Origin of the sequence: Citrobacter sp. ANG330 (assembly GCF_047467925.1) — a bacterium.
Classification (GTDB): Bacteria; Pseudomonadota; Gammaproteobacteria; order Enterobacterales; family Enterobacteriaceae; genus Citrobacter_A; species Citrobacter_A amalonaticus_G.
In genome coordinates, this window is the sequence record NZ_JASJUI010000011.1 from 138,220 (window position 1) to 155,785 (window position 17,566).

Below are 17,566 nucleotides of genomic sequence, written 5' to 3' on the forward strand. Positions count from 1 at the left end.
TGAATTAATCTTCTTTCGGACCACGGTTCGCGCGGCGGCGATCGTTTTCCGTCAGGTGACGTTTACGAATACGGATAGACTGCGGCGTCACTTCTACCAGTTCGTCGTCATCGATGAACTCCAGTGCTTGTTCCAGAGTCATCTTAACCGGCGGAACCAGAACCGTGGCTTCGTCGGTACCGGAAGCACGCATGTTGGTCAGTTTTTTACCGGTCAGGCAGTTTACGGTCAGGTCGTTAGAACGGCTGTGAATACCGATGATCTGGCCTTCGTACACTTCCGCACCGTGACCGAGGAACAGCTTACCGCGGTCCTGCAGGCTGAACAGTGCAAACGCAACCGCTTTACCCTGACCGTTAGAGATCAGTACGCCGTTCTGGCGCTGACCCACTTCACCCGGACGTACGTCGTCGTAGTGGCTGAAGGTGGAGTACAGCAGACCGGTACCAGAGGTCATGGTCATGAATTCTGAACGGAAACCGATAAGCCCACGGCTTGGGATCACGTAGTCGAGACGTACGCGGCCTTTGCCATCTGGATTCATGTTTTTCAGGTCGCCTTTACGCTCGCCCAGTGCCTGCATCACAGAACCCTGGTGCTGCTCTTCGACGTCCAGCGTCACGTTCTCGAACGGCTCTTGTTTACGGCCATCGATTTCGCGGAAGATAACTTTCGGACGGGAAACCGCCATCTCGAAACCTTCACGACGCATGTTTTCGATCAGAACTGACAGGTGCAGCTCACCACGACCAGAAACGCGGAACGCGTCCGCATCTTCAGTTTCTTCAACGCGCAGCGCAACGTTGTGCACCAGCTCTTTGTTCAGGCGGTCAAGGATCTGACGAGAGGTAACGTATTTACCTTCTTTGCCACAGAACGGAGAGGTGTTGACGTTGAAGAACATCGTTACCGTCGGTTCATCAACAGACAGTGCCGGCAGCGCTTCCACATTCTGCGGATCGCAGATGGTGTCAGAGATGTTCAGCTCGCCCAGACCGGTGATCGCGATGATGTCGCCCGCTTCAGCCAGATCGCTATCGATACGCTCCAGGCCCAGGTGAGTCAGCACTTTACCAACTTTTCCGTTACGGGTTTTGCCTTCGCTGTCCACAATAGTGATCTGCTGGTTCGGCTTCACTTTACCGCGTTTGATGCGGCCGATACCGATGACGCCAACGTAGTTGTTGTAGTCCAGCTGAGAGATCTGCATCTGGAACGGACCATCAAGGTCAACGTCCGGCGCAGGAACGTGGTCGACAATCGCCTGATACAGCGGGGTCATGTCTTCCGCCATATCTTCGTGATCCAGACCGGCAATACCGTTCAGCGCAGAAGCGTAGATGATCGGGAAGTCCAGCTGTTCGTCAGTCGCGTCGAGGTTTACGAACAGGTCGAATACCTGATCGACAACCCAGTCCGGACGCGCGCCAGGACGGTCAACTTTGTTGATGACCACAATAGGCTTCAGGCCATGTGCAAAGGCTTTTTTGGTCACGAAGCGCGTCTGCGGCATCGGGCCGTCAAATGCGTCAACCACCAGCAGCACAGAGTCAACCATGGACATGACACGCTCAACTTCACCACCGAAGTCTGCGTGCCCAGGGGTATCAACGATGTTGATACGGTAATCATTCCATTTGATAGCGGTGTTTTTTGCGAGGATGGTAATCCCACGCTCTTTCTCCAAATCGTTGGAGTCCATCACACGCTCTTGAGTTTCGGCACGAGAGTCGAACGTACCGGATTGCTGCAGCAGCTTATCAACCAGGGTAGTTTTACCATGGTCAACGTGCGCGATGATGGCGATATTACGCAAATTTTCGATCACAACTTTGCCTCAGGCATTAGAAATAGCGCGTTATTGTACACGGATTAATCGCACTACAAAACAGGATCACAAACATCCTCCGCAAACAAGTATTGCAGAGTTTCTTTGTGATCGCTTTCACGGAGCGTTAAAAGGGTTATGCACAGTCCATTGCACCAATATGGTGCTTAATGTTCACATTAAAGCACTATACTGGTGCAACATACACAACATGGTGCAACCCTTTTGCACGATGGTGCGCATGATAACGCCTTTTAGGGGCAATTTAAAAGTTGGCACAGATTTCGCTTTATCTTTTTTACGGCGACACGGCCAATGATTAAAGAATTGAACACCTCGTTACCACGACGACTATGACCAATCTGGAGAGTTAAGTATGTCCGCTGAACACGTTTTGACGATGCTGAATGAGCACGAAGTGAAGTTTGTTGATTTGCGCTTCACTGATACCAAAGGTAAAGAACAGCACGTCACGATTCCTGCTCATCAGGTAAATGCCGAATTCTTCGAAGAAGGCAAAATGTTTGACGGCTCTTCGATTGGTGGCTGGAAAGGCATCAACGAATCCGACATGGTGCTGATGCCGGATGCCTCTACTGCGGTTATCGACCCGTTCTTCGCGGATTCCACCCTGATTATCCGTTGTGACATCCTGGAACCTGGTACCCTGCAAGGCTATGACCGCGACCCGCGCTCTATCGCCAAGCGTGCTGAAGAATACCTGCGCTCCACCGGTATCGCCGATACCGTGCTGTTTGGGCCAGAACCTGAATTTTTCCTGTTTGACGACATCCGTTTCGGCACGTCAATCTCCGGATCTCACGTAGCTATCGATGACATCGAAGGCGCATGGAACTCCTCCACCCAGTACGAAGGTGGAAACAAAGGCCACCGTCCTGCCGTGAAAGGCGGCTACTTCCCGGTTCCACCGGTAGACTCCGCTCAGGACATCCGTTCTGAAATGTGTCTGGTGATGGAACAGATGGGTCTGGTGGTTGAAGCACATCACCACGAAGTGGCAACCGCAGGTCAGAACGAAGTGGCAACCCGCTTCAACACCATGACCAAAAAAGCGGACGAAATTCAGATCTACAAATATGTGGTACACAACGTCGCTCACCGCTTCGGCAAAACGGCGACCTTTATGCCAAAACCGATGTTCGGCGATAACGGTTCCGGTATGCACTGCCACATGTCCCTGTCCAAGAACGGTACCAACCTGTTCTCTGGCGACAAATATGCGGGTCTGTCTGAGCAGGCGCTGTACTACATTGGCGGCGTGATCAAACACGCGAAAGCCATCAACGCCCTGGCAAACCCAACCACTAACTCTTACAAGCGTCTGGTCCCGGGTTACGAAGCGCCGGTAATGCTGGCCTACTCTGCCCGTAACCGTTCCGCCTCTATCCGTATTCCGGTTGTGGCCTCTCCGAAAGCACGTCGTATCGAAGTCCGCTTCCCGGATCCAGCGGCGAACCCGTACCTGTGCTTTGCCGCCCTGCTGATGGCCGGTCTTGACGGCATTAAGAATAAGATCCACCCGGGCGAAGCCATGGACAAAAACCTGTACGACCTGCCGCCGGAAGAAGCGAAAGAGATCCCACAGGTTGCTGGTTCTCTGGAAGAAGCACTGAACGAGCTGAACCTGGATCGCGAGTTCCTGAAAGCGGGCGGCGTGTTCACTGATGAGGCCATTGACGCTTACATCGCGCTGCGCATTGAAGAAAATGACCGCGTGCGCATGACGCCGCACCCGGTAGAGTTTGAGTTGTACTACAGCGTTTAATTGTTTTAAGTTGCCGTGGAAACTTTTAGCCTGTTTCTGACAGGTTTGAGGTTGATGGCAAACATTAAGATGCCCGATGGCGCACGCTTTTCGGGCCTACAGGGCAACCCCTTGTAGGCAGGATAAGGCGAAGTCGCCATCCGGCACGACGTTTGTCAGCAATCTGTAGCCCATCATACGATGGGCTTTTTTCACCGCCAACAAACTGATCCTTCGCGCTTTTTCGATGTAAAAAGCTATAATGCACTACATTGGTGCATACTATTCAGGAGACTGCTGTATGGCAACAGGCACGCTGCCCGATGCTGGGCAGATCCTCAATTCTTTAATCAACAGCATCTTACTGGTCGACGATGAGCTGGCGGTGCATTACGCCAACCCGGCAGCACAGCAGTTACTCGCCCAGAGCTCCCGAAAACTGTTTGGTACGCCGCTTCCTGAACTCCTGAGCTATTTTTCCTTAAATATCGAGCTGATGCGCGAGAGCTTAGAGGCGGGACAGGGGTTCACCGACAATGAGGTTACGCTGGTGATTGACGGGCGTTCGCATATTTTGTCGCTCACCGCCCAGCGTTTGCCTGACGGTCAGATTCTACTTGAAATGGCGCCGATGGATAATCAGCGTCGCCTGAGCCAGGAGCAGCTACAGCACGCTCAGCAGGTCGCGGCACGCGATCTGGTACGTGGACTGGCCCACGAGATTAAAAACCCGCTCGGTGGCTTACGTGGCGCAGCACAGCTATTGAGCAAAGCATTGCCCGATCCGGGACTGCTGGAATACACCAAAGTCATTATTGAACAAGCTGATCGTCTGCGTAATCTGGTCGACAGGCTGCTGGGCCCACAGATGCCGGGAACGCATGTCACGGAAAGCATTCATAAGGTCGCTGAGCGTGTGGTCGCACTGGTCTCTATGGAGTTACCGGAAAACGTCACGCTGGTTCGTGATTATGATCCGAGCCTGCCGGAACTACCGCATGACCCGGAACAGATCGAACAGGTGTTGTTGAATATTGTCCGTAATGCGCTGCAGGCGCTGGGAGCAGAAGGCGGAGAGATCGTGTTGCGTACCCGCACCGCTTTCCAGCTCACGCTCCATGGCGAGCGCTATCGCCTGGCGGCGCGTATCGACGTCGAAGATAACGGACCGGGTATTCCCTCCCACTTACAGGATACGCTGTTTTACCCGATGGTCAGCGGCCGCGAAGGCGGCACCGGGCTGGGCTTATCCATCGCCCGTAATTTGATCGATCAGCATTCCGGCAAAATTGAATTTACCAGTTGGCCAGGTCATACCGAGTTTTCGGTTTACCTGCCGATTCGGAAATAGAGGTGCTTATGCAACGAGGGATAGTCTGGGTAGTCGATGACGATAGTTCCATCCGTTGGGTGCTTGAACGTGCTCTCGCCGGTGCGGGTCTGAGTTGTACCACCTTTGAAAACGGTAACGACGTGCTGGGCGCGCTGGCAAGCAAAACGCCGGACGTGCTGTTATCTGATATTCGCATGCCGGGGATGGACGGGCTGGCGCTGTTAAAACAGATTAAACAGCGCCATCCGATGCTACCGGTCATCATAATGACCGCGCATTCCGATCTGGATGCCGCCGTTAGCGCCTATCAACAAGGGGCGTTTGATTATCTGCCGAAACCCTTTGATATCGACGAGGCGGTGGCGCTGGTTGAACGCGCTATCAGCCATTATCAGGAACAGCAGCAGCCACGCAATATTCAGCTCAATGGACCGACAACGGACATTATCGGCGAAGCGCCAGCCATGCAGGATGTGTTTCGCATCATCGGGCGACTCTCTCGCTCTTCCATTAGCGTGCTGATTAACGGCGAATCCGGGACGGGTAAAGAGCTGGTCGCACATGCCCTGCACCGCCATAGTCCACGCGCGAAAGCGCCGTTCATCGCGCTGAACATGGCAGCAATACCGAAAGATTTGATCGAATCCGAGTTATTTGGTCATGAAAAAGGGGCATTTACCGGGGCGAATACGATTCGTCAGGGACGCTTCGAACAGGCCGATGGCGGCACGCTGTTTCTTGATGAGATCGGCGATATGCCGCTGGATGTGCAAACACGCCTGTTGCGCGTGTTAGCCGACGGTCAGTTTTACCGCGTGGGCGGCTATGCGCCAGTAAAAGTGGACGTGCGAATTATCGCCGCGACGCACCAGAATCTGGAGTTACGCGTCCAGGAAGGCAAGTTTCGTGAAGATTTGTTCCACCGTCTGAACGTCATTCGCGTACACCTGCCACCGCTGCGCGAGCGTCGCGAAGATATTCCGCGGCTGGCACGCCATTTCCTGCAGGTCGCGGCACGTGAACTGGGTGTTGAAGCCAAATTATTACACCCGGAAACCGAAGCTGCGTTGACGCGACTGGCGTGGCCTGGCAACGTTCGCCAACTGGAAAACACCTGTCGCTGGTTAACCGTGATGGCGTCCGGACAAGAGCTATTGATTCAGGATCTCCCCGCTGAACTGTTCGAAGCCACCGCACCGGAAAGCCCGTCGCATCTGCAGCCGGACAGTTGGGCTACGCTCCTGGCACAGTGGGCGGATCGGGCGCTGCGTTCCGGTCATCAAAATCTGCTCTCGGAAGCGCAGCCTGAAATGGAGCGCACGTTGCTGACCACAGCGCTACGCCATACACAGGGCCATAAACAGGAAGCGGCACGCTTGCTCGGATGGGGGCGTAATACGCTGACGCGTAAGTTAAAAGAACTGGGAATGGAGTAACGTCACACGCTTGTGTAAAGATTAATAATTGAGCGCAAATTGCCGTTATTTTGCGCTTTACTGTTCCGATGAGTTCAGTATGATCGTGCCCGGCAAACGGGGGACTCATTATGCTGGAATCGATTATAAATCTGCTATCAAGCGGAGCGGTCGACAGCCACACGCCACAGACTGCGGTCGCCGCAGTGCTGTGCGCCGCGCTGGTTGGGCTGTTCAGCTAACGCTGTGCCGGATGGCGCTACGCTTATCTGGCCTACAGGCAACATCAATCGTCGGCCCGGTAAGCGTTAGCGCCACCGGGCAACGTTTTTTATATCACCCGTGAGAACTGCTGCATCCGCGCTTTTTGACGCAGATACGCATCAAAACACATGCAAATGTTGCGAATCAGCAGACGGCCTTTTGCCGTAACCTGAATTCCCTTCTCTGTCACTTCCACCAGCCCATCTTTCGCCAGCGGCGCCAACAATTTCAGGTCTTCGGCAAAGTAATCCGCGAAGTTCAGATCCCACTGCTGCTCAACAGCAGCATAATCGAGACGGAAATTGCAGATCAGCGATTTAATGACGTCACGGCGGATACAGTCATCGCGCGTCAGCGCGATGCCGCGCCACAGAGCATTCCCCTGCTCATCCACCTGCTGATAGTAGAGTTTCAGCTCTTTCTGGTTCTGCGCGTAACAATCGCCAATCATGCTGATGGCCGAAACGCCCATTCCCAGCAGATCGGTATCGCCCTGAGTGGTGTAGCCCTGGAAATTACGATGGAGAACACCTTCGCGCTGGGCAATCGCCAGCTCGTCATCCGGGCGGGCAAAATGATCCATGCCAATAAACTGATAGCCGGTCTCAGTCAGCGAGGAGATGGTTTCCTGCAAAATATCCAGCTTCTGCTGCGCGCTGGGCAGATCGGCATCTTTAATTTTGCGCTGTGCGGCAAATAGCGTCGGCAAATGCGCATAGTTAAAGACGCTCAAACGGTCCGGACTGAGTTCCGCCACCCGCTTGAGGGTAAACGCAAAACTCTCCGGCGTCTGTTTGGGCAAACCGTAGATCAGATCGATATTGGTCGAGGTAAAGCCGATGTCACGCGCATGATTAAGCAGCGCAAAGATAAACGCCTCATCCTGCTCACGGTTAACCAGTCGCTGGACCTCTTTGTTGAAGTCCTGCACGCCCATGCTAAGACGGTTAAAACCTTCAGCGCGTAAATGATCGAGCACATCCAGCTCAATCTCACGGGGATCGACTTCGATCGAGATTTCCGCCTCCGCGTTGAAGTGGAAATTATCACGCAGGAGCGTCATCAGACGGCTGATTTGCGCTTTATTCAGATAGGTTGGTGTACCACCACCCCAGTGAAGCTGGCTGACGTGACGCCCTGCAAACAGCGGCGCACGGTGCAAAATTTCCTGTTCCAGCGCATCCAGATACTGATCGGCCTTATGCTGCTGGCGAGTGACAATCTTATTGCAGCCGCAGAAATAGCACAGTTTATGGCAAAACGGGATATGGACGTAGAGCGAGAGTGGACGCTCAGGATAGCGCGCAACGGCCTGCAAAAACGCCGGTTCGCCAAACGCGTCAGAAAACTCCAGCGCGGTCGGGTACGAAGTATAGCGCGGCCCGGAATAGTTATATTTCTGGATCAGGGCCAGATCCCAGTCTATTTGTTGTTCTGACATGCTCACTCCTTCCGATGGCGTCTCTGGCGGGTACGGCGTACCGGCCGCACTCCATTTCGAGTACTAAGCCGGCTGCGCAGCCACTTCTGTCGCCGCGACAACCGCTGTAGTTTAACGAATAACCACACCAGATAACATATAACCGGAAGGGTTATAAGCAGGATGGGCAGGCCCACGGTGTAAACCGTTAGTTACCGCCACGCAGCAGGCGCATCATGTCTTCCTGCTTCTCGTCATCTTCCTCTTCTTCTTCGTCATCATCGTAGGAGAGGCCCAGCTTCTGCATCAGTTCATCGATGCGATCCAGTTTGGCATCCACCCAGGACTGATCTTCCGCGCTCAGGGTTTCGCCTGCTTCCAGACGTTCTAACAGCGCATCCAGGCGCTCATCCGTTTCCAGTAAATCCAACTCAGCCTGCGGTGAAAGCATAGGTTTCTCGCTCTTCGGTTTGTGCTGTTTGGTGACTTTTTCGGTCACGCCTAATGGAATAGGGGTTTTACTGCCGATGCGTGGATCTTTCTGTTGGCTCTTGTTTTTACCGCCTGACGACGCGTCACCACCGGTCGCACGGCTACCCGCCGCGTGTCCACGGTGTTTTTTCTGACGCTTGCGGTCACGAGCTTCCTGATTCAGCTCTTCACGGGTTTTACGGCGTGCCTTTGCAGGGCTTTTGCCGCGTGGTGTAGAAGTGGGTTTCATAGTGATTCGTCTTTGGCTGTTTTATTCAGTATATAATTGCGCCGGAATCTAGCAGAAATAAAGAAAAAAGGCGACAGATTGCTCTGTCGCCTTTTCACCTTACTCACAACCCTGAACGGGTCCTACATTCCCTGTCGGCTATCAACACACCCTGTTTTTCCTTCAGCCTGGAACGCTCCGTGTCTTTTCCGTTTCCGTATTCCAACGTCTCCGAACGCCTGTCGTCCTGACAATCCTGTGTCTTCGCCTCCTGGCGCTCCTGACCCTCATCCTGAGTCGTCTTCCTGTACAGCTATCCTCGCTATGGAAGTCACTCTACTCTTTTGGCGTAAAGTAACAAGTCGTTGGCCGCACAGTTCAGCCATTTTCAGAATATTACATAACTTTTAATATTATGATTTAGTTGATTTATTTAATTATTTTCTCTGCAATTACTCTGACATTTCGTATAAGAACAATCGACAATGTCTCACAATAAGCAAGGTTTTTACTCACAACAGCCCTGTGTCGAAAAATCAGTCTTTTGCTCCTGTTCAGGTATAATCGCGGCAAAGCTTTGACTGACGGAGACGACCGCTTTGATTAACCTGAATTATCAACAGACGCACTTTGTGATGAGCGCGCCTGATATTCGCCATTTACCTTCCGATACCGGAATTGAAGTGGCTTTTGCTGGCCGTTCTAACGCAGGCAAATCCAGCGCGCTAAACACGCTGACCAATCAGAAGAGCCTGGCGCGTACTTCAAAAACGCCTGGCCGTACTCAGCTCATCAACCTGTTTGAAGTGGTCGACGGCAAACGCCTTGTTGACCTGCCCGGCTACGGTTACGCCGAAGTGCCGGAAGAGATGAAGCGCAAGTGGCAACGCGCGCTGGGTGAGTATCTGGAAAAACGCCAGAGCCTGCAGGGACTGGTGGTGCTGATGGATATTCGCCATCCGCTAAAAGATCTCGACCAGCAGATGGTCCAGTGGGCCGTCGAGAGCAACATCCAGGTGCTGGTACTGCTGACGAAAGCGGACAAACTGGCGAGTGGGGCGCGTAAGGCCCAACTGAATATGGTCCGTGAAGCGGTGTTGGCTTTTAACGGCGATGTGCAGGTTGAGACCTTCTCATCGCTGAAAAAGCAGGGCGTGGACAAATTACGCCAGAAACTGGACAGTTGGTTTAGCGAACTGGCGCCGGTTGAAGAGGGTCAGGGCGGGGAGTAAATCATTCATGACGCCGGATAACGACGCGCTGCGTCTTATCCGGTCTGACGCGCCTGCAATATCTTTCCTTCGCCCATAAAAAACGCCCCAGTCAGAAACTGACTGGGGCGGCTAAAATATTCAGCCAAATCCGATTACGTGAAGTAAAAGGTCTGAAAGATAGAACATCTTACCTCTGTACCCTACGCGAATAACTTTACTCTTTTTTGAGCAGCTCAGAAAGCACTTTTTGTAATTTTTTTTCATTCTTTACATAGGGAATTCCAATACTCATCACAAAAATCGCACACTTATGTTGCTTACTTACGAAAAAAGCGCGTTATTCTGCGACCACTTAGTGCGCCTGATCCCAGTTTTCACCGCTCCCGACTTCCACCAGTAACGGCACATCAATACGCGTACAGTTTTCCATCAGTTGATGGATCTTTTTCGCTACCGCGTCCAGGTCGTCTTTGTGTACTTCAAACACCAGTTCATCATGTACCTGCATGATCATCCGCACGCGCGGTTTCTCCGTTTCCAGCCAGCCGTCGACGGCAATCATTGCCCGTTTGATGATATCGGCAGCGGTTCCCTGCATTGGGGCGTTAATCGCCGCACGTTCAGCGCCAGCGCGACGCGCGCCGTTGCTGGATTTGATATCCGGCAGATAAAGGCGACGGCCTTCCAGCGTTTCAACGTAGCCTTGCTCTTTCGCCTGAGCGCGGGTGCGTTCCATATACTCCAGCACGCCAGGGTAACGTTCGAAATAGAGATCCATATACTTCTGCGCTTCTTTACGCGGAATGTTCAACTGACGTGCCAGACCGAACGCGCTCATACCGTAGATCAGACCAAAGTTGATCGCCTTCGCGCTGCGACGCTGCTCGCTGGTTACGGTCTCCAGCGGCAGACCAAATACTTCTGCGGCGGTCGCGCGGTGAATATCCTTCCCTTCGGCAAACGCCGTCAGCAAACCTTTATCGCGTGACAGATGCGCCATAATACGCAACTCAATCTGTGAATAGTCCGCAGAAACAATCAGGTAATCCTTCGGCGGGATAAATGCCTGGCGGATACGACGCCCTTCCTCGTTACGTACCGGAATGTTTTGCAGGTTCGGATCGGTCGAAGACAAGCGGCCAGTCGCGGTCACTGCCTGATGATACGAGGTGTGCACACGCCCGGTTTTCGGGTTGATCATTAGCGGCAGTTTGTCGGTATACGTGGATTTCAGTTTCGCCAGGCCACGATACTCAAGAATGACTTTCGGTAACGGGTAATCCAACGCCAGTTCTTCCAGTACCTCTTCTGACGTTGATGGCGCGCCGCCAGGCGTCTTCTTCAGCGGCTTAATGCCCTGTTTTTCGAACAGGATGGTCTGGAGCTGTTTCGTCGATGACAGGTTAAATGCTTCGCCAGCAATGTCATGGGCTTTTTGTTCCAGCTCCGCCAGACGCAGAGTGATCTCCTCGGAGTGCTTGTGCAGCACCGCTGGGTCAATCTTCACACCGTTACGCTCTACACGAGATAACACCGGTACCAGTGGCATTTCGATGTTTTCAAAGACGTTCAGCGGCCCTTTGTGCTGCTGCAGCTCTGGCCACATTTTCAGATGCAGCTGTAAAGTGACATCGGCATCTTCTGCCGCGTAACGCCCGGCTTCTTCCAGCGCGATCTGATTAAAGGTCAGTTGGTTCTTCCCTTTACCCGCAATCTCTTCAAAAGTGATGGTTTTATGCTTCAGCCAGCGATCGGACAGGCTGTCCATATCGTGACGGCCGGCAACGCTGTTCAGAATGTATGACTCGAGCATGGTATCAAACGCGATGCCGCGCAGTTCGATACCATAATTCGCCAGAATGCCGCGATCGTACTTCAGGTTTTGTCCGACCTTACGCGCGTTTTCATCTTCCAGTAGCGGCTTGAGCATCGCCAGCGCACGGTCGCGGGAGATTTGATCCGGCGCATCCAGATAGTCATGCGCCACAGGCACATAAGCCGCCACCCCCGGCTCAATAGCGAATGAGAGCCCTACCAGGTTGGCAGAGATGTTATCCAGACTATCGGTTTCGGTATCGAAGGCAAACACTGGCGCTTTTTTCAGCTTCGCAATCCACGTTTCCAGCGTCGCTTCATCGAGAATGGTCACGTAGTTATCATAAGAGAGTACGGCAGCGGCTTCTGCCGGGGCTTCATCAATGACAATCGTTTCCTGCGGTTTTGCCGCCGGTTTTGCCCCTTTTGCTTGTAACCACTTGCCCGCTTCGACATCGGCAGTCCAGCGTTTGAACTCGTACTTTTTAAACAGCCCAACCAGTTCGTCAGCCTGTGGCTGCTGGACTTCCAGCTGTTCGCAAGTCAGTTCCAGCTCAACGTCGGTTTTAATCGTTGCCAGTTTATAGGAGAGGTAGGCCACCTCTTTATTCTGCTCAAGTTTACCGGCCATGGTCTTCGCACCACGGAACGTCAACCCGGCAATTTTATCAGACTCAGCATAAAGGGTATCCAGACCGCCCAGCCCCTGTAACAGCGCCTGAGCCGTTTTTTCTCCCACGCCCGGCACCCCCGGAATGTTATCGGAGGAATCGCCCATCAGCGCCAGGAAATCGATGATCAGCTCCGGCGGCACGCCATATTTCGTCACCACCTCATCCGGACCAAGAATGGTGTTGGTCATGGTATTGATGAGGGTGATATTTGGCGTGACCAGTTGGGCCATATCTTTATCACCGGTACTGATCAGCACCGGGCGCCCCACTTTTTCTGCTTCACGCGCCAGGGTACCGATGACGTCGTCCGCTTCCACACCGGATACAGCCAGCAGCGGTAGCCCCATTGCTTTAACCATGGCATGCAACGGTTCGATCTGCGCCCGCAGATCGTCCGGCATTGGAGGGCGATGCGATTTGTAATGCTCGAATAATTCGTCACGGAAGGTTTTACCCTTGGCATCAAATACCACTGCGGCATGCGTTGGCTGATACTGCAGGATCAGGCTGCGCAACATATTGAGGACACCGTACATCGCGCCTGTCGGTTCGCCCGCACTATTCGTCAGCGGCGGAAACGCATGGTATGCGCGATAGAGATAAGAGGAGCCATCTACAAGGATAAGTGGGTTTTGTGGGATCTGAACCATAATGTCCGTGCCTGTTTATCAGATTATGGATAAAGGATGCCACAGACAGGATGAAAACATGAGTTTTTCACCACATTTGTCGTAATTCTTTTGCAGATCTTCTGGATCGCTCGCAAAGCCACCTGTGGATAACTTTGTGTATAATTAATTTTCATCGCATTAATTTCAAATCAATACGTTAAGCATCATTTATTATATGCTTTAATTTCAGTAGCTTACAAAAACAATAAAATAAACCCTCTGTGTTTTCATTGAATTACGGAATGTGGATAGATATGGCGTGTTTTTCTCTGACGCGAAGAACCTCCATTTGGATCATTTTCTGATAAAATCAGCCCCCTTGCGCGACTTTAGCGTACTGTTATGGCTACTCCTTTGAATAATTTAATCATGCCAGGATTGCTTTCTGCAGTCACCCTGTTGCTGAGCATCACCCTGACCATCGTGGTCACGGTTTTGTGCTCTGTGCCGATCATTCTTGCCGGAGTGGTAAAGCTCCTGCTGCCCGTTCCGTTCGTCTGGCGCAAGGTATCCCTGTTTTGTAATTTCATGATGTACTGCTGGTGTGAAGGGCTCGCCCTGCTGCTGCATCTCAACCCGCGGCTGAAATGGGATGTGAAAGGTCTGGAAGGGTTGAGTAAGAAAAACTGGTACTTGCTGGTGTGTAATCATCACAGCTGGGCAGACATTGTGGTGCTGTGCGTGCTTTTTCGTAAACACATTCCCATGAACAAGTATTTCCTTAAGCAGCAGTTGGCCTGGGTGCCTTTTATCGGCCTCGCCTGCTGGGCGCTGGATATGCCATTTATGAAGCGCTATTCACGTGCTTATCTCCTGCGCCATCCGGAACGTCGTGGTCAGGATGTTGAGACTACCCGCCGGTCCTGTGAGAAATTTCGTGCGCATCCCACCACAATCGTCAATTTTGTTGAAGGCTCTCGCTTTACCGAAGACAAACATCTGCAGACTCGCTCCCCCTATAAACATCTGTTACCGCCAAAAGCCGCAGGCATCGCAATGGCGCTGAACGTGTTAGGTTCGCAGTTCGATAAATTACTTAACGTTACGCTGTGTTACCCAGAAAACGACAGTACCCCCTTCTTCGATATGCTGAGCGGGAAACTGACACGCATTGTGGTTTGCGTGGATATGCAGCCCATTCAGGAAGAACTGCACGGCGACTACGTAAACGATAAAGGATTTAAGCGACGCTTCCAGCTGTGGCTGAATACGCTGTGGAGCGAAAAAGACGCGCTAATAGAAGAGATTAAAGTTACAAACAAAAACGCCGGTCACTGACCGGCGCTGCTTTTATTTCTTACCGACCAGGTATTTCACCGTGTCAGCATATTGCTGAACAAAGATATCCATACTGCTGGTATCCATGCCCTGCGGATTCACCTGATATTTGCCGTTAACAAACATCGCCGGAACGCCCTGCAGTTGCAGATCGGCAGCGGCTTTTTCCTGTTGCGCAACCAGTGATTTCACGACAAAGCTGTTCCACGCTGCATCGTAATCTTCGCCTTTAATGCCAGCATCCACGAACACTTTACGGATATCTGCAACGCTTTGCACGGTCTGGGTTTTCTGCACCCCTTCAAACATCGGCACAGTCACTTTATCTTCTACACCCAGTGCCATCGCGACGGCCCACGCTTGCGTCAGATCCTTACCCAGCGGGCCCAGGAACTCAACGTGGTATTTGGTCATTTTGACGCCTTCAGGAAGTTTTTTCTTCACGTTATCAGAAACATGAAGGACTTCTTCAAACTGGTAGCAGTGTGGGCAATAGAAAGAGAAGAACTCCAGCACCTGCGGTTCACCGGCAACGGGCTTTTCCAGGGTGGTATACTGCTTACCATCCTCGAATTGCGCTGCCGATGCGCTAAAAGCTAAAACCATACCAGCCAGCGCCAGCCAAATCTTTTTCATGATTACGTCTCCGATTAATACATGGGTGTTAATTGTAATGGGGGTTCTTGCAGGACTTTTGCCTGCTCGATAAATGTCGCGGTCTGTCGTTGCCAGTAATCTTCCCCGGTCAACCATGGGAAGTTTTTTGGAAACGCAGGATCGTCCCAACGACGCATCAGCCAGGCAAGATAATAAACTAAACGCATAGCACGTAAAGGTTCAATCAGTTCAATTTCAGATGTTTCGAACTCACTAACTTCTTCATAAGCTTCAATAATCGTCTCAAGCTGCATACGTTGCTCAGCTTTATCACCATTCAGAAGCATCCACAGATCCTGAATGGCAGGACCGTTGCGGGAATCATCTAAATCGACAAACAGCGGCCCCTCGCGCCAGAGGATATTTCCGGCGTGACAGTCGCCGTGTAGACGAAGGCTGTCAAAATTCGTAGGCCACCGCTCAGTGACGGCCGCAATCAGCGTATCCGTCGCCTTCAGGAAGGCGGCCTTTTGCGCGGACGGAATGAGTCGAGCATATTCGAAGAGTTGACGCGGCTCGACGAGATATTCGTCCAGCCCGATGGTCGGTCGACAGGTAAATGGCTGCTTACGACCGGTCTGATGCAGACGCCCCAGATAACGGCCCACCGCTTCCATTTGATCGATATTGTCCGCTTCGAACTGCCGACCGCCTACGCTTGGAAAAATCGCGTAGTGGAACCCCTGATGCGATAATAGCGTCTGACCATTAAATGCCAGCGGCGCAGCAACCGGGACTTCATCCTCGAGAAGCTCAACCGCAAACTGATGCTCTTCCAAAATCTGATCAACCGACCAGCGCTCAGGGCGATAAAATTTAACGACAAAACGCTGACGGTCTTCATCCTGAAACTGATAGACGCGGTTTTCATAGCTGTTAAGCGGGGTAAGACCAGAATCCACCCGGATCCCCTGCTCAAACAGCGCATCCATGATGGTATCCGGGTGTAATGTCTGGAAATTGAAAGCGTTGTTGTTCATCCCATCATCCGGAAAATACGTCGAATGATTCAGGATATCATTTCATAACAGCTTCGGTGGCCCCGCTTACAAGCTTTTACTCTTTAATTACGCCACGGGCGCGCAACAGCGCCGTTTTGAAGTCTTCCTCGTAATCTTTCTGAATACCGGGAATAACCGCGTCTTTTGCCGAGTCGCGCATTTTCAGGTGATAGATCAGAATGTCGTCGGTTAAATCCGCCAGTTCACCGTCAAAACCTGACTCTTTCGCCAGTTTCTGCAAAAATTGCATCAGGTTCAGGTCGGGCTCTTTTTGCCAGGCTGGCTGGAGGAGTTCAATAACTTCATTCAGGCGTTTACATTTCATGGTCGTGCTCCTTACTCTTGAGACAGACACGTTAGCAGGGTCAATCCCACAATAAAAGAGGCGATATCAGTGAATCAGGATAGTGCAATAACAGGGGTTGTACTGGCGGGCGGAAAGGCCAGGCGGATGGGCGGCATTGATAAAGGCCTGCTTGAGCTAAAAGGAAAACCCCTGTGGAAACATGTCGCCGATACGCTGTTATCGCAACTGGAGACGGTGATTGTGAATGCCAATCGCCATCAGGAGATTTATCGCTCAGGCGGCCTGAAAGTCATTTCAGATGTGATGGCGGATTTTCCCGGTCCGTTGGCGGGTATGCTTTCTGTTTTCCAACAAGAGCGCGGTGACTGGTTCCTTTTTTGCCCCTGCGATACGCCGTTTATACCGTACACGCTTACCGAACGGTTACGTGCTCAGCGCGATCAGGCTCCAGTAGTCTGGGTGCACGACGGTGAACGCGATCATCCAACAATTGCACTGGTTCACCGCTCGGTCCAGCCATTTTTACAGGCGTATTTGCAGTCCGGAGAGCGGCGAGTAATGGTTTTTATGCGTCAGGCAGGTGGGCATGCCGTTGACTTCAGCGACTGCAAGGAAGCGTTTGTGAATGTGAATACCCTTGAGGAGCTTGATAAATGGCAGGAAAAACTATGATCCCTCTGTTGGCTGTCGCCGCGTGGAGCGGAACAGGAAAAACGACGCTGCTCAGGAAGCTCATCCCGGCGCTGTGCGCCGCCGGGATCCGCCCGGGGCTTATCAAGCATACACATCATGATATGGATGTGGATAAGCCAGGTAAAGACAGCTACGAACTCCGCAAAGCGGGGGCGGCGCAAACCCTGGTCGCCAGCCAGCAACGTTGGGCATTGATGACTGAGACGCCTGAAGAACCTGAACTGGATTTAGCATACCTGGTCAGCAGGATGGATGTATCCAGGCTGGATATGGTTCTGGTCGAGGGGTTTAAGCACGAAGCCATACCTAAGATCCTGCTGTTCAGAAGCGATGCCGGGCATGATTTCAGCGAGTTAACGCTGGATGAGCATGTGATTGCGGTGGCCAGTGATGTTGTATTGCCACTTGAAGTTCCGGTGCTGGATTTAAATGATGTGGATGTGATTGCGGAGTTTATTGTGGGGTGGAGTGCTATCTAATGACTTGCCGGGTGGCGGCTTCGCCTTACCCGGCCTACAAAATCCGGTGGTC

The 17,566-nt window shown here is 52.3% G+C and carries 15 protein-coding genes and 1 pseudogene; 8 read left to right on the top strand and 8 right to left on the bottom strand.

The features are described from left to right. Nucleotides 1–4 precede the first annotated feature (4 nt). Nucleotides 5–1,828 (bottom strand): ribosome-dependent GTPase TypA, encoded by a 1,824-nt coding sequence (typA, locus tag QNN88_RS19975; protein WP_042325427.1) that lies wholly within the window; start codon nt 1,826–1,828, stop codon nt 5–7. A 376-nt stretch (nt 1,829–2,204) separates the two neighbouring features. Here typA and glnA point away from each other — a divergent pair, with 376 nt between their 5' ends. From glnA to QNN88_RS19995, 4 genes are all read left to right on the top strand, one after another. Further along, nucleotides 2,205–3,614 carry a glutamate--ammonia ligase gene (gene glnA, locus QNN88_RS19980; RefSeq protein WP_414241744.1) on the top strand — a complete coding sequence of 470 codons (1,410 nt, stop codon included), beginning with the start codon at nt 2,205–2,207 and terminating at the stop codon, nt 3,612–3,614. A 280-nt stretch (nt 3,615–3,894) separates the two neighbouring features. Further along, entirely contained in the window at nt 3,895–4,944 is a 1,050-nt protein-coding gene (glnL, locus tag QNN88_RS19985; protein ID WP_414241745.1) for a nitrogen regulation protein NR(II), read from the top strand. A gap of 8 nt (nt 4,945–4,952) precedes the next feature. Continuing rightward, nucleotides 4,953–6,362: a nitrogen regulation protein NR(I) gene (glnG, locus tag QNN88_RS19990; RefSeq protein WP_414241746.1), complete on the top strand. Its 1,410-nt coding sequence runs from the start codon at nt 4,953–4,955 to the stop codon at nt 6,360–6,362. 110 nt (nt 6,363–6,472) lie between these two features. Then, nucleotides 6,473–6,583, top strand: coding sequence for a YshB family small membrane protein (locus QNN88_RS19995; RefSeq protein ID WP_090050632.1), 111 nt, complete (start codon nt 6,473–6,475; stop codon nt 6,581–6,583). Nucleotides 6,584–6,672: 89 nt separating this feature from the next. Here the strand turns inward: QNN88_RS19995 and hemN are convergent, their stop codons facing one another. From hemN to QNN88_RS20010, 3 genes and pseudogenes are all read right to left on the bottom strand, one after another. Then, entirely contained in the window at nt 6,673–8,046 is a 1,374-nt protein-coding gene (gene hemN / locus QNN88_RS20000) for an oxygen-independent coproporphyrinogen III oxidase (protein WP_414241747.1), read from the bottom strand. A gap of 187 nt (nt 8,047–8,233) precedes the next feature. After that, nucleotides 8,234–8,746 carry a Der GTPase-activating protein YihI gene (yihI, locus tag QNN88_RS20005; RefSeq protein WP_414241748.1) on the bottom strand — a complete coding sequence of 171 codons (513 nt, stop codon included), beginning with the start codon at nt 8,744–8,746 and terminating at the stop codon, nt 8,234–8,236. 103 nt (nt 8,747–8,849) lie between these two features. Then, nucleotides 8,850–9,111 (bottom strand): annotated as a pseudogene (locus QNN88_RS20010) (hypothetical protein). Between the two features lie 213 nt (nt 9,112–9,324). On the opposite strand from QNN88_RS20010, the gene yihA reads away from it, so the two are divergent. Continuing rightward, complete coding sequence (gene yihA / locus QNN88_RS20015; RefSeq protein WP_414241749.1) at nt 9,325–9,957, top strand: ribosome biogenesis GTP-binding protein YihA/YsxC; 633 nt, start codon at nt 9,325–9,327, stop codon at nt 9,955–9,957. 334 nt (nt 9,958–10,291) lie between these two features. On the opposite strand, the gene polA is transcribed toward yihA, so the two are convergent. Beyond that, nucleotides 10,292–13,078: a DNA polymerase I gene (gene polA / locus QNN88_RS20020; RefSeq protein ID WP_414241750.1), complete on the bottom strand. Its 2,787-nt coding sequence runs from the start codon at nt 13,076–13,078 to the stop codon at nt 10,292–10,294. 363 nt (nt 13,079–13,441) lie between these two features. Between polA and QNN88_RS20025 the strand changes: the two genes are divergently transcribed. Then, entirely contained in the window at nt 13,442–14,377 is a 936-nt protein-coding gene (locus tag QNN88_RS20025; protein WP_414241751.1) for an acyltransferase, read from the top strand. A gap of 12 nt (nt 14,378–14,389) precedes the next feature. On the opposite strand, the gene dsbA is transcribed toward QNN88_RS20025, so the two are convergent. The 3 genes from dsbA to QNN88_RS20040 all read right to left on the bottom strand — a co-directional run bounded on the left by dsbA (nt 14,390) and on the right by QNN88_RS20040 (nt 16,360). Beyond that, a complete protein-coding gene (gene dsbA, locus QNN88_RS20030) occupies nt 14,390–15,013 on the bottom strand; it encodes a thiol:disulfide interchange protein DsbA (RefSeq protein ID WP_414241752.1) in 624 nt (207 codons plus the stop codon). Between the two features lie 14 nt (nt 15,014–15,027). Beyond that, entirely contained in the window at nt 15,028–16,014 is a 987-nt protein-coding gene (locus QNN88_RS20035; protein WP_414241753.1) for a serine/threonine protein kinase, read from the bottom strand. A gap of 76 nt (nt 16,015–16,090) precedes the next feature. Beyond that, a complete protein-coding gene (locus QNN88_RS20040; RefSeq protein WP_042325406.1) occupies nt 16,091–16,360 on the bottom strand; it encodes a YihD family protein in 270 nt (89 codons plus the stop codon). Between the two features lie 69 nt (nt 16,361–16,429). On the opposite strand from QNN88_RS20040, the gene mobA reads away from it, so the two are divergent. Next, nucleotides 16,430–17,014 (top strand): molybdenum cofactor guanylyltransferase MobA, encoded by a 585-nt coding sequence (gene mobA, locus QNN88_RS20045; RefSeq protein ID WP_414241754.1) that lies wholly within the window; start codon nt 16,430–16,432, stop codon nt 17,012–17,014. Beyond that, a complete protein-coding gene (gene mobB / locus QNN88_RS20050) occupies nt 17,011–17,514 on the top strand; it encodes a molybdopterin-guanine dinucleotide biosynthesis protein MobB (protein WP_414241757.1) in 504 nt (167 codons plus the stop codon). The genes mobA and mobB overlap by 4 nt, the downstream gene beginning before the upstream one ends. Nucleotides 17,515–17,566: the final 52 nt, after the last annotated feature.

Coding starts and splice junctions, on each gene's coding strand:
- glnA (WP_414241744.1), top strand. CDS start 2,205: ATGTCCGCTGAACACGTTTTGACGATGCTGAATGAGCACGAAGTGAAG.
- glnL (WP_414241745.1), top strand. CDS start 3,895: ATGGCAACAGGCACGCTGCCCGATGCTGGGCAGATCCTCAATTCTTTA.
- glnG (WP_414241746.1), top strand. CDS start 4,953: ATGCAACGAGGGATAGTCTGGGTAGTCGATGACGATAGTTCCATCCGT.
- QNN88_RS19995 (WP_090050632.1), top strand. CDS start 6,473: ATGCTGGAATCGATTATAAATCTGCTATCAAGCGGAGCGGTCGACAGC.
- hemN (WP_414241747.1), bottom strand. CDS start 8,046: ATGTCAGAACAACAAATAGACTGGGATCTGGCCCTGATCCAGAAATAT.
- yihI (WP_414241748.1), bottom strand. CDS start 8,746: ATGAAACCCACTTCTACACCACGCGGCAAAAGCCCTGCAAAGGCACGC.
- polA (WP_414241750.1), bottom strand. CDS start 13,078: ATGGTTCAGATCCCACAAAACCCACTTATCCTTGTAGATGGCTCCTCT.
- QNN88_RS20025 (WP_414241751.1), top strand. CDS start 13,442: ATGGCTACTCCTTTGAATAATTTAATCATGCCAGGATTGCTTTCTGCA.
- dsbA (WP_414241752.1), bottom strand. CDS start 15,013: ATGAAAAAGATTTGGCTGGCGCTGGCTGGTATGGTTTTAGCTTTTAGC.
- QNN88_RS20035 (WP_414241753.1), bottom strand. CDS start 16,014: ATGAACAACAACGCTTTCAATTTCCAGACATTACACCCGGATACCATC.
- QNN88_RS20040 (WP_042325406.1), bottom strand. CDS start 16,360: ATGAAATGTAAACGCCTGAATGAAGTTATTGAACTCCTCCAGCCAGCC.
- mobB (WP_414241757.1), top strand. CDS start 17,011: ATGATCCCTCTGTTGGCTGTCGCCGCGTGGAGCGGAACAGGAAAAACG.